The sequence below is a fragment of the Vibrio sp. 1731 genome, assembly GCF_033339955.1.
Classification (GTDB): domain Bacteria; phylum Pseudomonadota; class Gammaproteobacteria; order Enterobacterales; family Vibrionaceae; genus Vibrio; species Vibrio alginolyticus.
In genome coordinates, this window is record NZ_JAWOVO010000002.1 from 321561 (window position 1) to 338761 (window position 17201).

Genomic DNA, 17201 nt, shown 5'->3' on the forward strand with positions numbered 1-17201 from the left:
AAGAAAGGAATGAATACAGGGTTTACTGCCATTATTGCTGATGATGAACCGTTATTGAGGCGTCATCTTGATAAAAGCCTAGCTGAAGTGTGGCCAGAGCTAGAGGTGATAGCCAAAGTCGCCGATGGTGAACAAGCGTTGCAAGCCATTGAGCAAAGTCAACCTGATATTGCGTTTCTCGATATTCGTATGCCAGTTTTGGATGGTATGACATTAGCGCAAAAACTCAATCAACTCGCCAATCCACCTTTGATTGTGTTTGTCACAGCGTACGATGATTACGCCATCAAAGCTTTTGAGCAAAATGCCGCCGATTATTTGCTCAAGCCTATCTCGGATGAGCGCCTCCTGACGACGTGTGAAAGAGTGAAAGCACGCCTTGCTAAGCGAGAGCAAGAAAGCAGTAATGTGCAGATGAGCAGCCTGTTAGAGCAGTTGCAGCAATTATCCGCGCCACAAACGCCGCAATATCTTCAGTGGATCAAAGCGACGCAAGGGGAAGACATTCATCTGATCGCCACGTCTGATGTGTTGTATTTCAAAGCGGAAGAAAAATACGTTTCTGTGTATGCCCAACAAGGACAAGGCAAAGTGCAGGAGTATTTGATTCGCACATCGTTGAAAGAGTTGATAGGGCAGCTTAACCCAGAACAGTTCTGGCAAGTACACCGTTCAAGCGTTGTGCAAGTGTGCAAAATTAGCAAAGTAAACAAAGACTTTGCTGGAAGAATGTTTGTTCACGTTGGAGAAACTAAGCTTCCGGTGAGTCGTGCATCTCAAAGTTTGTTCAAAGGGATGTAATCGCTAGAACTGCTCACTCTTTACACTGTAAACTCGCTGCTCTTAACCCACATTATCAAGGAAGATAAATGAGTTATCGCGTAACCCTGTTAAATGCGACGGGAGAACTGTCTCCAATCTCTGAGTATTTGCATCAGAAACTTGATGATCTGAGCTCACAACTTTCTAGTTACTTTGATTTGAGTAACATTGACCTCACCATTAGCCCGTTTGATCGCAATGACGTACCGCAGACGGGGATTGGTGGCTATTGCTTAAGTGCCTATCGTGTAGAGATTCTGCTTGATACTCAACGTACTGATATTAAAAACGTTATTGAGAAAGAACTAGCTGCGGTGTTAGCGCATGAGTTGCATCACCTGTTCCGTATGCGAGCGGGAGAAAGTGGCGTTGCACTTGGTGATGTACTAATTATGGAAGGGTTAGCTTGTCACTTCGAACGTAAGGTGAATGGCGGCGTCACTCCGAGTTTGTTTGAGCAAATCAAAGATCAAGATTGGCGCCCTTTCTACGCTGAAATGAAAGACAAGCTGACCAGCCTAGATTACAACTTCGATGCTTACTTTCTTGGCAGCGATGAAAGCCGCTGGCCGAAATACATGGGGTATTGGGTTGGGTACAACCTTGTTGTTGAATATCTGGCTGATTTTCAAGGCTCCGAGCTTGATTTAGTCGGAGCAAAAGCCGAGCTTTTCTATCAATAACTCTGGCACAAGCCAAACTAATCGGCTGAGTCATAAAAACAAAAAGCGCCTAAGTCATCAGACGTTAGGCGCTTTCTTCGTTTTATAGCGACGGTTTCTCCGAAGAGGCGAATGGGCTTATTCGCTGACTGTCACTTTCTCAATAATGATTGGATCGCATGGCACATCATCGTGACCAAGTTTAGAGGTCGTTTTCACTTTCGCGATGCGGTTTACGACATCCATACCCGCGGTCACTTTACCAAACACGGCGTAGCCCCAGCCTAGGTTGGTAGTAGCGGTGTGGTCTAGGAAATCATTGTCTTCCAAGTTAATGAAGAATTGTGCTGTTGCAGAGTGCGGTGCATCGGTTCGTGCCATTGCGATAGTGCCAACAAGGTTCTTAAGACCACGGTTTGCTTCGTTCGCGATTGGTGCGCGCGTTGGCTTTTCTGCCATGTCTTCGGTGTGACCGCCACCTTGAATCATAAAGCCATCGATAACGCGGTGGAAAATGGTGCCGTTGTAGAAGCCATCTTCACAGTATTTTTTGAAGTTCTTTGAGCTAACTGGCGCTCGTTCTAGGTTCAGTTCAATCTCGATGTCACCGAAATTGGTGGTCATAATAATCATCTGGTTTTGCCCTTGTAGGTGCTAAGTTGGCGGCATTATAGCTAAGTCGTATGAGGATAGCAGAAATAAAAACAGCGACGTTTTGGCGTCGCTGTTTGCATGGTGAATGGGTGAGGAAAGCTTTAAACCGTAAAGCGGCCGACCAAGTCGTACAGCTCGTTAGCTTTGTGGTTAAGGTTGCCACTGCCTGCTCGGTTTTGGTTGGCAAGGTGCGCCGATTGGCTGCTTTGTTGAGAGATGACTTCGATGCGTTGTGAAATCTCTTGCCCAACTTGGCTTTGCTCTTCAGTTGCCGTTGCGATCAGGGTGTTCATGTCCATGATGTTAGCAATCGCGGCTTGGATTTCTTGCAGTGCGGCAGAGGCTGCTCGTGCTTCCTCAACGGTTGCTTCACCACGCGCTTGGCTTGAACCCATGGCTTTCACTGCTGCATCCGAGCCAGACTTCAACTGCTCAATCATTTGGTGAATTTCGCCTGTGCTGTCTTGAGTGCGACTCGCCAGTTTACGGACCTCATCGGCAACGACTGCGAAGCCGCGACCTTGTTCGCCTGCACGGGCTGCTTCAATGGCTGCGTTTAGTGCCAATAGGTTGGTTTGCTCGGCGATGTCTTGAATCACTTCTAGCGAAGAAGAGATGTTTTGTACATCGCTCTCTAAACGAGAAATCACTGTGCTGGCTTCCGATACTTCTAGAGCGAGCGCTTCGACAGAGTTTGCTGCGGAATCAACAATGTGTTTCGCTTGCTGTGAATTTTCATCGGCGTCTTTGGCGGATTGCGCCGCTTGGTTAGCGTTGCTGGAAATCTCGTGCGCCGTTGCTGTCATCTCGGTCATTGCCGCTGCGACTTGTTCGGTCTCTTCACGCTGACCAGAAGCCAATTCGTCCACTTGCGATGCTCGCTGTGACATGTCGTTGGTTTCTGAAACCACTTCTTGCCCTACGTGGCTCACGCTCTTGATGATGCCTTGCAGGCTTTCAACAAAGATATTGAAGTTACGGCTCAACTGAGTGAATTCCGGCACGCTTGATTCTTCCATGCGCGCGGTTAAGTCTGCATCGCCTTGCGCGAAAGAGTGAATTGAAGCATCAAACTGCTCGATAGGCTTCATGATGCTGCGGTTAACAAACACCGCGAAGACCGCTACGATGGCTGCAATCGAAACACAGAACAGAGCAATAGCCGTCAGTGTGGTGTTGAGGGCCTGATGCGCGGCTTCTTCCATGTTTGCCACAATGGCGTCGATATCATCAGTGTAGAAGCCTGTACCCAACATTAAATCCCATTCAGGAATAAAGACCGAGTAGCTCAATTTCGGTAGTGCTTCGTTCTGACCGAGTTTCGGGAAGTAATAAGTCGTGAACTCACCAGTTTTGGAATTTTTGATCAAATCCTGAATCAGGTAATTGCCTTTCTTGTCCTGCAAGTTATAGAAGTTTTCCCCGATGCCTTTGGTGTTTTTACCCACCACGACACGAACGCCTTTTGAATCATAACCAAAGATGTAGCCGGATTGACCAAACTCTAGTTGTTTCAAGATAGGCAGAGCCTCTTCCAGTGGGGCATTTTGTGCGAGTAGCGGCTCGACAGCGGAACGCGCCATTTGTACGTAGCTTTTGAGTTCGGCTTTTTTCATCTCCATCATTCGACTTCGAGTTTGCTCAATCTCGTGCTCGTTGTAGGCCGTGGTTTGTACGTAGGTGAACCACATCATGCCTATTGCCATAGTTAGAATTGGAATTATTGAAAGGATATATAGTCGTTTTCTGATCGTCAGATTCATAGAGACGTCCTTCTCTCGGCGCAGCGTTACAAGTGACAAGCTGAATAAGCTTGCCTGATAAAAGTGTTAATACTTATTGTTGTAATGCTTAGAGATTAACCGAGTTACTCAATCAGAAGTACTGGAAATTTGTAAATCTAGACGAAGGTCGTAGCATTTTTAAGCGGGATCACAATTAACGTGAACACGACCCACTATTGCAACGAGAAGTCCCTGTTAACCAATATGAGACGCGATACCTATTCTTTGCGAATTTGAGGTAAAGCCAGTCAGCAACAGGTTTAACGAGGCGCCAACGCAGTGGAGCGTAGAGCCAACCGCGACCAACTAATTGCCACGCACGATGAGTCACGTCCAACCCAAGCAGAAGCTCCCCCTTTTCGTTGAGGGCGTGCAAAATGGTGTTGGCTTGTTCAGGATCGATCTGCGGATAATCTGCGAATGCATCACTATAGATATCGACGGTTTTGATGTGCTGCTTGGAATCGCGTTGTTTTAGCGCCTTCATCTCTTTGGCACAAAGCGGGCAGGTTCCGTCATAAAATATGGTGAGTTTTGTCATTGCGGTTTTCTTATTTGAGATTTTCTAATCGCTTTTACGTGGCGAATTTTCTTTTGGTTCATTGTTTTGCAAGTAATGCAGCCAATTGTCGCGAATGTTGCCGTAATTGAATTGGCAGAACTCTTTGCGATCACGCAGGTAGTCTTTTTCTACTTCATCGAGTAAGGATTTGTATTGCTCAGGATCACTACCGTACACCAGACATAACGTTGAAAAGTAACGCTGCAAATCAAAGCTGTGTTCGTCAATGTACTCGCCAAAATCGTAGTAGTCCGGTCTGTCGTCGGATTCGAATGCGAACATGTCGGCGGCGCTAATGGCCATATCTGCGCCATCTTCTAGGAAGTCAATCATTAAAATAGTGGCAAAATTATCGACCGCATCTTCTTCTTTTCCGAGAACAGGGATGCTTTGATCTTCGATGTAAGCATGTCCAGCTTCATGAAGTAAAGTGTGCAATAACGTATCTAGCGCCCCTGTTTTTGGGGATTTTCCGAAGCGTTCTTCATACTGATTATTGGAGAAGTAATTGAGCGACTCCAAATAAAAAGTGTAAGGAACGTATATTGTGTGTGTATCAGGATCATACATTGGACCATCTTCTCCGCCGTAAACCAGCGTGAGAGCTTTATCAAATGGAAAGTAGGCCTGAGACAGCTCAACAAAGATGGTGTTTACATCGCTGCTTTGAATCGATTGTTGGGCGATTTTTTCATGAGTTGTTTCTATGGGAGAATATTGAATACGAATGTTTTCAGATGCTGTAGCTGATGAGACGACGCTGAGTAATAGCGCAGGGCAAAGCGAATGAATGTTCATGTGGGACTCTTGTTATTGAATAACTTGTATAAAAAATTATACATGTTTTTGTCTGATGCATAGTTGGGGTTGTACTCATAGCCAAAGTCGGGACGTCGGTCTCGAAAAGCAATCATGATAACATCGCATATTTCGGCTGCTTGGTTCTCTAGGGCGTTTATCAAGACCTCTTGGATAAGAACGGCGGTGAAGTTATTAGCTATGCATCGTTTTCTAAGAAGCTTACTGAGTAACTGTGCTTCGATCTTTATCTGTGAAAATGATAATAGGCAGTTAATCATTGCAATGTTTAACCATGGGGTTGGTGAATGTCACTGAATTGAAGAAAATTATCAGCGATATGTTATAATCCTGCTCCGTTGTGACGAAAACGTTTGTTGCAGCCTGAGAGTTTCCTTGGATTCGGCTCGTTTATACACCATGAGCCAGAGTTGAAAAGCTACGACAGGAACAGGCAAACCCAATTGTTTTGAACGCGCTCTCGGCGTTTAGCGGTTACAACGGGAAGGAACTTTGTTTGATAGTAATTGACACATTCTGTTTAAGTAAGGGAGCCCGAAGTGGTTCAGAAAGTGTCACCCAGAATTTACTCACAACACAACACCCCAAGCGATAACGCACAGGTATTGCGAGGGGCCATTTGAAGGAGCTGTATCAGCTCCTTTCACATTTAAGGGCTTGCTAACAGCGTAAAAACTGACACATCGCTTAAGGAGCGCCCCTTAAACTAGCCTAAGGCGCATCTACACCAACTTTTTGAGTATTTTCGAAACAATAAAGCGAGAAAATTTGCTATTGAACGAAGGTTAAACTAACACTCATTCATTACGGAGAATGAAGAGAACAATAATAAGAGGCGATATGAATCATTTAATATCTGTAGGTGCACTGGAGTCCTTCTTGGTCGCAATCAGTGTGCTTTTCCTGGGGCATTTTATTAATGCTAAGCTACCGATTTTAAAGAAATTCAACATACCTGAGCCGATTGTAGGTGGTCTTATTGTAGCCTGCATGATTACTGCTCTTCATTTCAACGGCATCGATTTAGAGTTCGACTTGCCATTACAAAATACGTTTATGTTAATGTTTTTTGCGACAGTTGGTTTGGCCGCAAATTACACTCAGTTGATGAAAGGAGGTGCGAAGGTTTTTATCTTCTTAGCTGTCGCATCGTTTTACATCATCATACAAAACGGCGTTGGCGTTTCACTTGCGGCGGCGCTCGGTTTAGATCCTTTGATGGGGTTAATTGCTGGCTCGATTACTCTGTCAGGTGGTCATGGTACAGGTGCTGCGTGGTCACAAACCTTTCAAGACGTGTATGGATTGGATAACGTCTTAGAAATTGCAATGGCATCAGCGACTTTTGGTTTGATCATCGGCGGTATCATTGGTAGCCCTGTAGCGCAGCGTCTGGTGGAAAAGAACAGCATAGAGTCTGAGTATGGTCGTGGTGGTCGAGATGCCAAAACTCACGAGAAATTCCCGGAGTTGGTGACTTACAATGAATACGAAGAAGATAAAGTAACGGCGAAAAAAGTTGTGGAGAAACTCTTCTTCCTACTGATCTGTGTTACTGGGGCCAAGTATGTCGAGCAATGGGTAAGCACGTATGAAATCTCATGGCTGATGATTCCAGACTTCGTATATGCGCTATTCATTGGTGTGATCATTACGAATTTCTTGGAAGTGACCAAGATTCGTAAGTTAGATGCCGAAACGGTCGATATGTTAGGTACGGTATCGCTATCTCTGTTCCTAGCGATGGCTCTGATGAGCTTGAAGTTATGGAATATCTTTGATCTAGCGATTCCATTCTTGGTTATTTTAGCTGTGCAGTCTGTCGTCTTAGCTATCTTTACGTACTATGTTACGTTCAAAGTGATGGGAAGCAACTACGATGCTGCGGTTATTGCAGGGGGGCACTGCGGTTTTGGCTTGGGTGCAACCCCAACAGCCGTAATGAACATGGGTTCAATCGTTAACCGATTTGGCCCGTCGCCACAAGCATTTATGGTGGTGCCAATTGTGGGCGCTTTCTTTATCGACATCGTCAACTTAATTATCTTGCAAGGCTACATTTCATTCCTTGGTTAAAGTTAAGTGGATGAGCTCCTAGAGGCGAAATAAAAACGGTCACAACACTGGTTGTGACCGTTTTTTTATGACTTGGTTTGGTCGTTTATTGAACGAAGCATTATTGGATAGTTCGGCTGAACTTGAGGCTAGCTGTCCAACCAAGAATACCAATGAAGGCGTAAATGCCAACGTTTAACCAACCCGCTTGAGGAATGGCATTGAATGGGTTTGGTGTAATAATGGCGTGCAGCGGAAGGTAAAGCACTTCGGAGAAAAACTGATCTAGCCCGTAGAAACCAAAAAGTGCGATAGGCATCCAACGCAGCGCATAAATGGCGATAAACAAAATGACCAGTGGTGAGTTCACTTTTTGTGAAATAGCCATCGCAGTTAATGCCAGCGGTAACAGCAGAATACCGGCGAAAAACATTCTGATTAAAAACTCTCCCCAATGCAGCAGCACGTAACCTAACGAGACTTGGCGGTACAATAAAGCCAATTGGTGATCAGTAGAGATGTTCAGCAACCACAACATTAAATTTGCAGCGAGTACGAGCACCGAGCAGACGAGCGGAATCACCAATAAGCCAAATCCTAGCTTCACTAAATGGGTTTTTATGTCACTGACAGGCATACTGCGCCAAAACATAATGCTGCCTTCCGCCCGTTCTTTGCGTAGCGTTCTTGGGAAGTACTGAACGGCTAACAAGATAGACAGCAGCCCTGCTCCTCCGGTTATCAACGTATTGACATCATCACCAAGCTCTTTGTGAATGTCACTGACATCGCCACCAAAGCTCATTTGGAAAAACATATTGTGTTGTAGAGTGTCGTTACTCATTAAACTCACAAAGAGAATAACTCCACACGCCAACACAAACAGTGGAATACGTAAAACAAGAGGGTTTTCTAACCACTCTTTTTGCAACATCGCGACAACTGAACGCATTACGCTGCCTCCTTCTGCAATGCTAAAAATAAATCCGCTAACTTCACCCCATGGATGGAGCCCATTGTTTCTGCTTGTTGGGCATACTGGGCTTTGAGTAACCATTTCGTTGAACCGAGGCCTTTTTGTGACGAGAGTGGGTTCATCGCTTCAATTTGTGTGCGGTGCTCGTCGTTGGCTTCAAGAATGAAATAGTCTTCACTGATACTGTCCATCGAGGTTTGCAGAACGGGGCGACCATGCTTAAGAATCAGAACATCTGTCAGCAAGTGCTCAATCTCTGATACTTCATGACTGGCGATGATCAACACGCGCTCGCCGTCGTGAAACCATTCCAATAAGTGACGATAAAACGTCTCGCGATACACGAGATCTAACCCGAGTGTCGGTTCATCCAATATGAGGATTTGGGTGTTGGTCGCGATCACAATCGCGAGGTGTAATTGCACCTTCATCCCTTTGGATAAAGATTTGATACGCGCACGAGGTTTGATGTCCGTTTGACGAAGTAGCGTATCTGCTTGGGCGCGATTGAACCCTGGATGCACGCCCTCGGTATAGTTAAGCAGTTGAGCAACGGTCATCCAATCTGGCAGAACGTTGACATCCGAGATGTAGGATAAGCTCTGCATTATCTTGTCGCGTTGCATAATAGGTTCAAATCCGTTGATACGAATAGTGCCCTGATATTCATGTGCACCGAGTAGGGCATTAATAAGCGTTGATTTACCTGCGCCATTATGGCCGAGTAAGCCAAGTACTTGTCCTGCATGTAGGTCGAAACTCACTTCATGCAGTGCTTCTCCTTGTTGCTGATATTGCTTGGAGACGTTGTTTACACTGACTAATGCGCTCATTGGTCACCTTTCAAGTGTGGTTTTAGTTGTTGAATGAATTCGTCGAGTGACATATCCAGACGCTGTATTGTGTCGGCTATCTGCGGAATTTGTTGCTGAAGAAAACGTGCCTTCTCGTCTGCGAGTAATTTGAGCTTTGCTCCTGAAGCGACAAACATACCTTGACCGCGTTTTTTCTCCACTAGCCCGTCATCAACAAGCAATTGATAGCCTTTCATAACGGTGAGGTGGTTAATTTTCATATCTGCAGAGATGCTACGGACGGAGGGCAGAGCATCGCCTTCTTGCCAGACACCTTGCAGTATTTGCTGCGTGATCTGGTCTGCCAACTGTCGAAATATCGGTTGGCGATCATGCCAATTAGTCATGAGTGAATCTCTTGGTTGAGATGGTGTTATATATATGTATAACACCTAGTGCATTAGAGAGAAAGTAATAATTTAAAACCTAGTGTATCCGCCTGTCTCATTCGCTCTAAATATCCACCTATGTGGTCGTTGTTTTGAGGTTTTGTTTTATATGGAAATTAATTGCTTCTCATAAGTTGAGAAGTGTTGTTTTTCTCTTCCCATCAATACACTTATCACCTGTTCTAAATGAATATTCTCACTGAATGATAATTAGCATAATTTTAGGTCTGCCTATTTCTTACTTGATGAGAACTGATGGTCAAAGAGGCCTAGAAAACAAAAGTTTCGAGAGGCAATCTGACTGGCTTAGGCACCTATCTCACGTTGAGCGCGTGCTCAATGAATGAGAAAGAGTAGAGTAAAGAGGTCTCATGAATCAGGTAATATCTATCGGCCCACAGGAGTCGTTCCTCGTCGCAATTTGCGTGTTGTTTTTAGGGCAGTTCATCAATACCAAGTTACCAACCTTAAAAAAATTTAATATTCCAGAGCCAATTGTTGGTGGTCTAGTGGTCGCTTGCGTCATCACGACGATGCACTTAAACGGTGTGGATGTTTCCTTTGATTTACCACTGCAAAACGTCTTTATGCTGATGTTTTTTGCAACCGTTGGCTTAGCGGCAAATTACACCCAACTGATTAAAGGCGGTGCGAAGGTTTTCATCTTCCTAGTTGTGGCATCGGTCTACATTCTTATCCAAAATGCGGTCGGCGTGTCCTTAGCAACAGCGTTGGGGTTAGATCCACTCATGGGGTTGATCGCCGGATCCATTACGCTTTCTGGCGGACATGGAACTGGAGCTGCGTGGTCGCAAACTTTTCAAGAAATGTATGGTTTGCATAATGTTCTAGAGGTGGCAATGGCTTCTGCTACATTTGGCTTGGTGATGGGAGGGATTATTGGCAGCCCTGTTGCACAAAAGCTACTAAACAAACACAACTTGGAATCGGAATACGGATGCACCAATCAAAGTCATCAGAGTTTCCCTGAACTGGTGACGTACAACGAACATGAGGAAGATCGTGTCACAGCGAAAAGAGTCGTTGAAAGCTTGTCCATCATTCTACTTTGCGTGACAGGCGCGAAGTATCTCGAGAGTTGGGTAAGCAGTTTTGACATCAAGTGGTTAATGATTCCCGATTTTGTTTATGCGCTGTTTATTGGTGTTGTTATCACTAACATCATGGAAGTGACGAAGGCGCGCAAGGTTGATTTAGAAACCGTTGATATTCTTGGCACGGTTGCACTATCTCTATTTCTTGCCATGGCCTTGATGAGTTTGAAATGGTGGAATATTTTCGATCTTGCGATCCCATTCCTTATTATTCTTGCTATTCAGTCGGCAGTGTTGGCGATGTTCACTTACTACGTAACATTCCGCATGATGGGAGGCAACTACGATGCGGCGGTGATCGCTAGCGGACACTGCGGTTTTGGGTTAGGTGCTACACCGACTGCAGTCATGAATATGGGCTCCATCGTGAGTCGATATGGTCCATCACCACAAGCATTTATGGTGGTTCCAATTGTCGGTGCATTCTTCATCGACATTGTGAATTTAGTGATTTTGCAAGGATGCATCGCTTTTATTAAATAACATTCGCTTTTTTACCGAAATAACAAAGCCAGCACCTATACGCTGGCTTTGCTATTTGTAACACGAAATCTTGTTTGCCTGACTTCAAGCCGTGAAATCAATGCGTTACTATGACGACATAGTGTTCAATTTTGCAGCAGCATGAGGTACCCACATGTCTGAAAAAATATCGACGTCGGCATTAGCGAAAATGCGCAAGGTAGAAGCTAAGCTGCTGTTTGCCGATCTCAAACGTGCAGGCTACATCGTTCGCCAAGATGAAAAGTGGATTTTGACCGAAGAAGGGGCAAAGTTTGGCGGTGAGTATGTGGATCACCCTAAATTTGGCCAGTTCATCGTCTGGCCGACCAACTTACATATTGAGCTGACTCCCAGCTCAGGGAAAACATTGAGCGCGACACAACTGGGTGAAAAGCTGAAATTGAATGCGAAGCGCATGAACCAGCTTTTGAGTGAACTGGGTTGGTTGACCAAATCCGAAGAGGGATGGAGTGTCACAGAAGCTGGTGTGCGCGCTGGTGGGCAGCAAAGAACCGATAAAGAAACACAAAATACCTTTGTCGTATGGCACGATGTAGTGCTGCGTAACAAGCGTCTTAAGCAGTCTGTCATTGAGTTTTTAGGGCAAGACGCGGAGTCACATTCTACGGATAAATCGTACTCAAGCTTTCGCCAAAAATTTGAAGCCAAGCACCGAACATTAGATGGGCATTACGTACGCTCTAAGGGTGAGTTGCTCATTGACAACTGGCTGTACTTGGCTGGTGTAGTGCACGCTTATGAGCGTCAGCTGCCGATTGACCAAGATGTCACTAGCGATTTTTACTTACCAGGCGGTAAAGTCTATTTGCAATTTTGGGGAAGTGACGATGGGGAGATGGCTCAGGCCGACCGTGAGACCATTCGTACTGTTTATAAGCAGCATCATTTCAACCTTATCGAAGTCGAACCGAGTGAACTAGACAAGTTGGATGAAGTGCTTCCTAAGCGTCTTCGTCAGTTTGGTATTAAAGCTTATTAACGACTTAAGCCCCGCTGTTCAGATAAGAAAAAACCCGTGTTCAACACGGGTTTTGTATTTTTAGTGTGTTTCTAGGCTGCCATCCTATGGGTTAAAAGCCTTTGATGTTTTCTGCTTCTAGCTCAGAGAAGTACTTCACTGTCTTCACTTTCAGTTCTTGTTGAGCTGGTTCGTCGCATACGATCACCGCTTTAGGGTGAAGCTGAAGTGCAGAAACTGTCCATAGATGGTTTACACAACCTTCCACGGCTGCTTCAAGTGCCTGAGCTTTGTTATGACCAGTGACCAAGATCATCACTTCTTCTGAGTCTAGAAGCGTACCAACACCGATAGTCAGCGCGTATTTAGGCACTTGGTTGATATCGCCGTCAAAGAAGCGAGAGTTCGCAATGCGAGTGTCTTCAGTGAGGGTCTTGATGCGAGTACGAGAAGAAAGAGATGACGCTGGCTCGTTGAACGCGATGTGACCGTCGTTACCCACGCCGCCCATGAACAGGTTGATCTTGCCGTAAGACTTAATTTTGTCTTCGTAACGCTTACATTCTGCGTCGTGATCGTCTGTGTTACCGTTCAGTAGGTTGATGTTTTCTTCTTGAATATCAATGTGATTAAAGAAGTTGTTGTACATGAACGAGCGGTAAGATTCTGGGTGATCCGCAGGGATGCCAATGTACTCATCCATGTTAAAAGTCACGACGTTTTTGAAGCTGACTTCGCCGGCTTGGTAAAGCTCGATTAGGGCTTTGTAGGTTGCTAGAGGAGTGCCACCAGTTGGTAGACCCAGAACGAATGGACGCTCAGCAGTAGGTTTAAAGTCGTTGATACGCTTAGCGATATGCGCAGCTGCCCACTTACCTACTTGTGCTGCTCGAGTTAACGGGATAAGTCTCATTTTGTGCCCCTAGTTATTGGAATTGACGATGTACTGAAACATTAATTCGCATTATAAAATAAGTAATGGCGAACTGCTATTGTTTTAGGTCAAAATTTTGCTTTTTCTTTAACCAATGTTGGTTTTGTCGACGATTTTTATATCTAAATGCTTTTATAAGACGATTTTTTACAAAGAAATTGCATTATGAAACTGACGAATCAATAGATAAAATTTATGATCTAAATTAAGTTCTGCCTTCGCACTTAACCTTGTTTTTTAACAACCTACAGAGTGCGAAATCGCACACGAACTTCAAATATTATGGGTTAGATATGGCATGGCGCTCATTCTTTAACCATAATTGAAATGTGTAAACCAGTGAGGAATTCGGTATGAAAAATGAGTTAGATCCGAGCAAAGTACTACAGGCTTACGAATGTGTGATGAACAACGGTACGCCAACCGAATTTGGTAAAATGTATGAAGGTGTAGAAGCGTTTTCTGACTACGATGGGTACAACGTTTTCTTGAGAGGGAATGGTGTTGAGCTAAAAATTGGCTTCCACAACACCTATCACTTGGAATATGACCAAGAGCATTTGAAAGAGAGCTTTCTGAAAAAGATTGCGACGCTCGCCAAGTAAACGGTCATCACCCAAATATTAAAAAAGCCCTTGGGAGAATGCCCCCTTGGGCTTTAGGAGAAGAAATGAGCTTGTCTTGCTCGCTCAGTAAAGTCAAACGAGCTTTCGCCTACTGCTAGAAAAAGGCGAGAACTAGGTTATTGGTTATTAATCGTCTTCAACCAAACTCTCTTCAATGTATTCTTCTGTGGCGTCAGGCTTGTTACGACCATTTAGCGTATGGAAGCGCTTGCGACCACGAGCAAGTTGGGTGTACTTTAGCCACGTACGCTCAAGTTTTGTTTTTGCTTTGCCCGGGTTTTCTAACACCTTGATGAAGTGTTTCTCTTCGCTGTTTTCAGGTGTTAATTCGCCTGACTCTAAGCCAAGCATTGTATCCCCATAAATTGTTAGGATTTCCTCTTCTGAAAGAGTAAAATCGCCAGACTTTGCAAAGCCGCGTGGGAATTTTACGTTATCGTAAAAACGTTTTTTGCCATGACGGAATTCAGTGTCAGACATGTCAACAGCCTCTGTAACCGTTATTGATGAATGTAGTGAACTTACGGCGAAAATTAGGCTTAAATCTAACAAAAGAAAAACAAAACTTTTTTGTCGTCATGATTTTAATTAGTTGTTAATCTGGTTTTATATTAACCAGGAGATGGTTTATGGATGTAAAAGTCTTTCGAACATTTTTAGAGCTGGCAAGAGTTCGTCACTTCGGACGTGCTGCTGAGAACCTTTATATTACCCAAGCCGCTGTGAGCGCACGTATCAAACAATTGGAAAGTTACTTCGATACGCAATTGTTTATTCGTGATCGAAATAACATAAAGTTGACCTCTGCAGGTGAGCGCTTAATCAGCTATGCCGAGGTAATGGTCACTACATTGCAACAAGCGAAGCTAGAATTATCGCTTGAAGATGGCAAAGCGCTGCAACTAACGTTAGGTGGCACGCCAAACATTTGGGACGCTTATTTACAGAATTGTTTAAGTGTCGTCACAGATTCGTTTGGTGGTTATGGCTTCATGGCAGAAGTGATGGGACGTGAGATGCTCAGTCGTAGCTTGCTAGAGCGCACGTTAGATATGGCATTTGCGTTCGATCAGATCAAAGCTGATGAGCTTAACTGTAAAAAAGTGGCGGATGTTGTTCTCGTTCTGGTATCAACTGAGAAAGATTCTTTAGACACCGTTTTCGAAAACAAATATGTGTACGTTGACTGGGGGACGCGTTTCTCCTCAGAGCATTCTGAGCGTCACCCTAAGATTCCGGCTCCATATTTACGCACTTCAACAGCGCGTATCGCATTGGACTTTATTTTAGAGAAGGGTGGAGCCGCGTACTTACCAATCTCTCTCGTGGAGCCATTTATCGCTAATGGGCAGCTTCACAAGGTGTCTGGAGTAGAAGATTGGTGTCGCCCTATCTATTTGAGCTATCGTAAAGCTAGCTCGTCTGTAGACGCGATTAAGCAAGTGGAAGAAATTGTCAAAGAGATCGATCCACTGACCGCTTACAGTTTTCAGCAAATTGGTTCTGGCACTTCCGACGAATAGCGTTGAATGAAAAGTCAGAAAAACGAAAAAGCCGCCTTGAGAAATCAAGGCGGCTTTGTTTTTATCTCGATGAATCGATAGTTATGGTAAGTCAAACAACAGGGCTGTTGTGCTTTCGTTTGATGTATTGCGCAAAACAACCTTACTCTGGTGTTCAATCTTCGCGCCGTCGCCAGCCGTCAAAGTGGTATTGTCGACACTAAGGCTCCCAGTCACTTGATGGATGAATAGATTTCGGCCCGACTCAATCTCAAAGTTTAGTTCGCTACTTGGCTCAAGAATTAACTGATGCAAAGTCGCATCTTGCTTAATAAGTAGCGTGCCGTTTTCTCCAGTTGGAGTTGCTATAGTCGTTAACCCAGGATTGCGACCAAAATCTTTTTGCTGATAACCTGGTTTGGTTCCAAATGTGTTCGGTTGAATCCAAATCTGTAGAAACCGCAGCGTATCTTGGTTCGATGCATTGTACTCACTGTGGTAAATCCCTTTCCCTGCCGACATGAGTTGGAATTCACCTGCAGGTAGTGTTTTGACGTTACCTTCACTGTCTTTGTGTGCGATAACACCTTCCAACACATAGCTGATGATCTCCATATCACGGTGGCCATGTGTATCAAAACCCGCGCCAGGCTTGACTACATCGTCATTAATGACTCTCAGCTCGGAAAAGCCCATATGTTGAGGATCGTAGTAGCTACCAAAAGAAAACGTATGTTTGCTATCAAGCCAGCCAAAGTTTGCTCGACCTCGGTCTGCTGCATGTCTTACCGTAATCATAAGGCCTCCTTAAGAGAGCTTTTTGTTTAAAAAGTTATCTAACGCTGCTTTACCTGCGCCAGAGAACGCCAGAGAAACGCTCGCTGCCAGTAATGCCAAGCCAAACTCGTAACCGTTGTTTGCCATGAACAGGCCATTCTCAAAGTGGACAGAGAATATCGCTACCACCATCGTGAACGCCAAAGCAACCGCTGCTGGTCGAGTTAGCAGACCAAGTAAAATGAACAAGCCGCCAAAGAACTCTGCGCTGCCCGCAAGTAACGCCATGAGTACGCCAGGACCTAAACCGATAGATGCCATCCACTGACCTGTGCCTTCTAGGCCGTAGCCACCAAACCAGCCAAATAGTTTTTGTGCGCCGTGCGCCATAAAGATAATGCCGATTGGAACGCGAAGTGATAGTGCGCTGTAACCTGCGTTTGATGTGGTAATTTTCTGTAATAGTGCTTTCATGATTCTGTCCTCTGACTCTTTTCAATGAGTGGGAAGCGTGTGCTCCCGTGCTGTTGAGAACAGTTTAGGTAGAGGCGAACATAAAAATAACGGGAGGATTTTGATAAACTCGTTCTAAAAAATTGAATGATTGGTTTTTATTTATTTAAATCAATTTCTTGGTTTTTACATTCGGGTGTTTATTTGCCGATTATTGTCTGTTTTAAATCAAGGTCTGTCATTATTTTCGATAAACATTTTTGCTGTTAAACAAAAAAAAAGAGCACATGTACTGTGCTCTATTGCTTTCGCTTTTAACAAGGGAGAAAGGTGTGTTAAAGAAAACCGTCAGAGGTTCATTAAGCTCTCTAATGACTCCTCTACATTGTTGTAGTGATAAGTTCGAATATTACGTCCATCCGTCGCATTAATCTGAATTTCTGAGATCTCGTTATCTGAGTCTCGTTCGATAATTCCAATAGAATGATCTACGGATTTACTGGTAATAACCTTTTGGTTTCTTAATACAATTACGCAAGTATGTAAGTCCATGCCAATTCCCTTTAGCCGACGTTGTTGTGATGTTCTGGATCTAACTTTAGTGTACAAAAGCGCTAATGCCAATAAATCTCAATATTGAGTTCCGAAAATGGCTAATTATGGGCGCTTAAGCAAGCTACAATAACACTATATTGAACGATGCCTATGAACAATAAATGACAAAAGGCATGAGC

The 17201-nt window shown here is 44.4% G+C and carries 19 protein-coding genes; 7 read left to right on the top strand and 12 right to left on the bottom strand.

Translation table 11 applies throughout. The annotated features are described in order from the left end of the window. The first annotated feature begins 9 nt into the window (after positions 1-9). Positions 10-801 (top strand): LytR/AlgR family response regulator transcription factor, encoded by a 792-nt coding sequence (locus R7035_RS04135; protein WP_053303980.1) that lies wholly within the window; start codon positions 10-12, stop codon positions 799-801. A gap of 68 nt (positions 802-869) precedes the next feature. Continuing rightward, positions 870-1505 carry a DUF2268 domain-containing putative Zn-dependent protease gene (locus tag R7035_RS04140; RefSeq protein WP_115386890.1) on the top strand — a complete coding sequence of 212 codons (636 nt, stop codon included), beginning with the start codon at positions 870-872 and terminating at the stop codon, positions 1503-1505. Between the two features lie 117 nt (positions 1506-1622). On the opposite strand, the gene R7035_RS04145 is transcribed toward R7035_RS04140, so the two are convergent. From R7035_RS04145 to R7035_RS04160, 4 genes are all read right to left on the bottom strand, one after another. Then, entirely contained in the window at positions 1623-2117 is a 495-nt protein-coding gene (locus tag R7035_RS04145; protein WP_005448882.1) for a peptidylprolyl isomerase, read from the bottom strand. 122 nt (positions 2118-2239) lie between these two features. Then, on the bottom strand, positions 2240-3901 hold the full coding sequence (locus R7035_RS04150) for a methyl-accepting chemotaxis protein (RefSeq protein ID WP_258490008.1): 1662 nt from the start codon (positions 3899-3901) through the stop codon (positions 2240-2242). 175 nt (positions 3902-4076) lie between these two features. Beyond that, a complete protein-coding gene (locus tag R7035_RS04155; RefSeq protein ID WP_054576513.1) occupies positions 4077-4463 on the bottom strand; it encodes a thiol-disulfide oxidoreductase DCC family protein in 387 nt (128 codons plus the stop codon). A 24-nt stretch (positions 4464-4487) separates the two neighbouring features. Continuing rightward, positions 4488-5282, bottom strand: a complete 795-nt coding sequence (locus R7035_RS04160) for a DUF4344 domain-containing metallopeptidase (RefSeq protein WP_318145979.1) — start codon at positions 5280-5282, stop codon at positions 4488-4490. A gap of 861 nt (positions 5283-6143) precedes the next feature. Here R7035_RS04160 and gltS (R7035_RS04165) point away from each other — a divergent pair. Continuing rightward, complete coding sequence (gene gltS, locus R7035_RS04165; protein ID WP_005374448.1) at positions 6144-7379, top strand: sodium/glutamate symporter; 1236 nt, start codon at positions 6144-6146, stop codon at positions 7377-7379. Positions 7380-7479: 100 nt separating this feature from the next. Here the strand turns inward: gltS (R7035_RS04165) and R7035_RS04170 are convergent, their stop codons facing one another. Genes R7035_RS04170 through R7035_RS04180 form a run of 3 tightly spaced genes read right to left on the bottom strand, consistent with a single transcriptional unit; the run spans position 7480 to position 9535 of the window. Then, positions 7480-8310, bottom strand: a complete 831-nt coding sequence (locus tag R7035_RS04170; protein WP_047102488.1) for a membrane protein — start codon at positions 8308-8310, stop codon at positions 7480-7482. Continuing rightward, complete coding sequence (locus R7035_RS04175) at positions 8310-9167, bottom strand: ABC transporter ATP-binding protein (RefSeq protein WP_005383221.1); 858 nt, start codon at positions 9165-9167, stop codon at positions 8310-8312. The genes R7035_RS04170 and R7035_RS04175 overlap by 1 nt, the downstream gene beginning before the upstream one ends. After that, positions 9164-9535 carry a GntR family transcriptional regulator gene (locus R7035_RS04180; protein WP_005374444.1) on the bottom strand — a complete coding sequence of 124 codons (372 nt, stop codon included), beginning with the start codon at positions 9533-9535 and terminating at the stop codon, positions 9164-9166. The genes R7035_RS04175 and R7035_RS04180 overlap by 4 nt, the downstream gene beginning before the upstream one ends. A 413-nt stretch (positions 9536-9948) precedes the next feature. On the opposite strand from R7035_RS04180, the gene gltS (R7035_RS04185) reads away from it, so the two are divergent. Both gltS (R7035_RS04185) and R7035_RS04190 read left to right on the top strand, forming a co-directional pair. Next, a complete protein-coding gene (gene gltS, locus R7035_RS04185; RefSeq protein ID WP_318145980.1) occupies positions 9949-11175 on the top strand; it encodes a sodium/glutamate symporter in 1227 nt (408 codons plus the stop codon). 154 nt (positions 11176-11329) lie between these two features. Beyond that, positions 11330-12196 carry a hypothetical protein gene (locus R7035_RS04190; protein ID WP_025768733.1) on the top strand — a complete coding sequence of 289 codons (867 nt, stop codon included), beginning with the start codon at positions 11330-11332 and terminating at the stop codon, positions 12194-12196. A gap of 91 nt (positions 12197-12287) precedes the next feature. Here R7035_RS04190 and nagB read toward each other — a convergent pair whose 3' ends face one another. Beyond that, a complete protein-coding gene (gene nagB, locus R7035_RS04195) occupies positions 12288-13088 on the bottom strand; it encodes a glucosamine-6-phosphate deaminase (protein WP_005374441.1) in 801 nt (266 codons plus the stop codon). Positions 13089-13462: 374 nt separating this feature from the next. Between nagB and R7035_RS04200 the strand changes: the two genes are divergently transcribed. Further along, entirely contained in the window at positions 13463-13714 is a 252-nt protein-coding gene (locus R7035_RS04200; protein ID WP_005374440.1) for a DUF3081 domain-containing protein, read from the top strand. A 147-nt stretch (positions 13715-13861) separates the two neighbouring features. On the opposite strand, the gene R7035_RS04205 is transcribed toward R7035_RS04200, so the two are convergent. Beyond that, positions 13862-14215 carry a DUF413 domain-containing protein gene (locus tag R7035_RS04205; protein WP_005374439.1) on the bottom strand — a complete coding sequence of 118 codons (354 nt, stop codon included), beginning with the start codon at positions 14213-14215 and terminating at the stop codon, positions 13862-13864. A 149-nt stretch (positions 14216-14364) separates the two neighbouring features. Here R7035_RS04205 and R7035_RS04210 point away from each other — a divergent pair, with 149 nt between their 5' ends. Then, positions 14365-15258 carry a LysR family transcriptional regulator gene (locus tag R7035_RS04210; RefSeq protein WP_005374436.1) on the top strand — a complete coding sequence of 298 codons (894 nt, stop codon included), beginning with the start codon at positions 14365-14367 and terminating at the stop codon, positions 15256-15258. A gap of 81 nt (positions 15259-15339) precedes the next feature. Here the strand turns inward: R7035_RS04210 and R7035_RS04215 are convergent, their stop codons facing one another. From R7035_RS04215 to R7035_RS04225, 3 genes are all read right to left on the bottom strand, one after another. Next, positions 15340-16035 carry a pirin family protein gene (locus R7035_RS04215; protein WP_005383228.1) on the bottom strand — a complete coding sequence of 232 codons (696 nt, stop codon included), beginning with the start codon at positions 16033-16035 and terminating at the stop codon, positions 15340-15342. 9 nt (positions 16036-16044) lie between these two features. Continuing rightward, positions 16045-16488, bottom strand: coding sequence for a DoxX family protein (locus R7035_RS04220; protein WP_005374434.1), 444 nt, complete (start codon positions 16486-16488; stop codon positions 16045-16047). 327 nt (positions 16489-16815) lie between these two features. Then, complete coding sequence (locus R7035_RS04225) at positions 16816-17019, bottom strand: hypothetical protein (protein WP_017633816.1); 204 nt, start codon at positions 17017-17019, stop codon at positions 16816-16818. Positions 17020-17201: the final 182 nt, after the last annotated feature.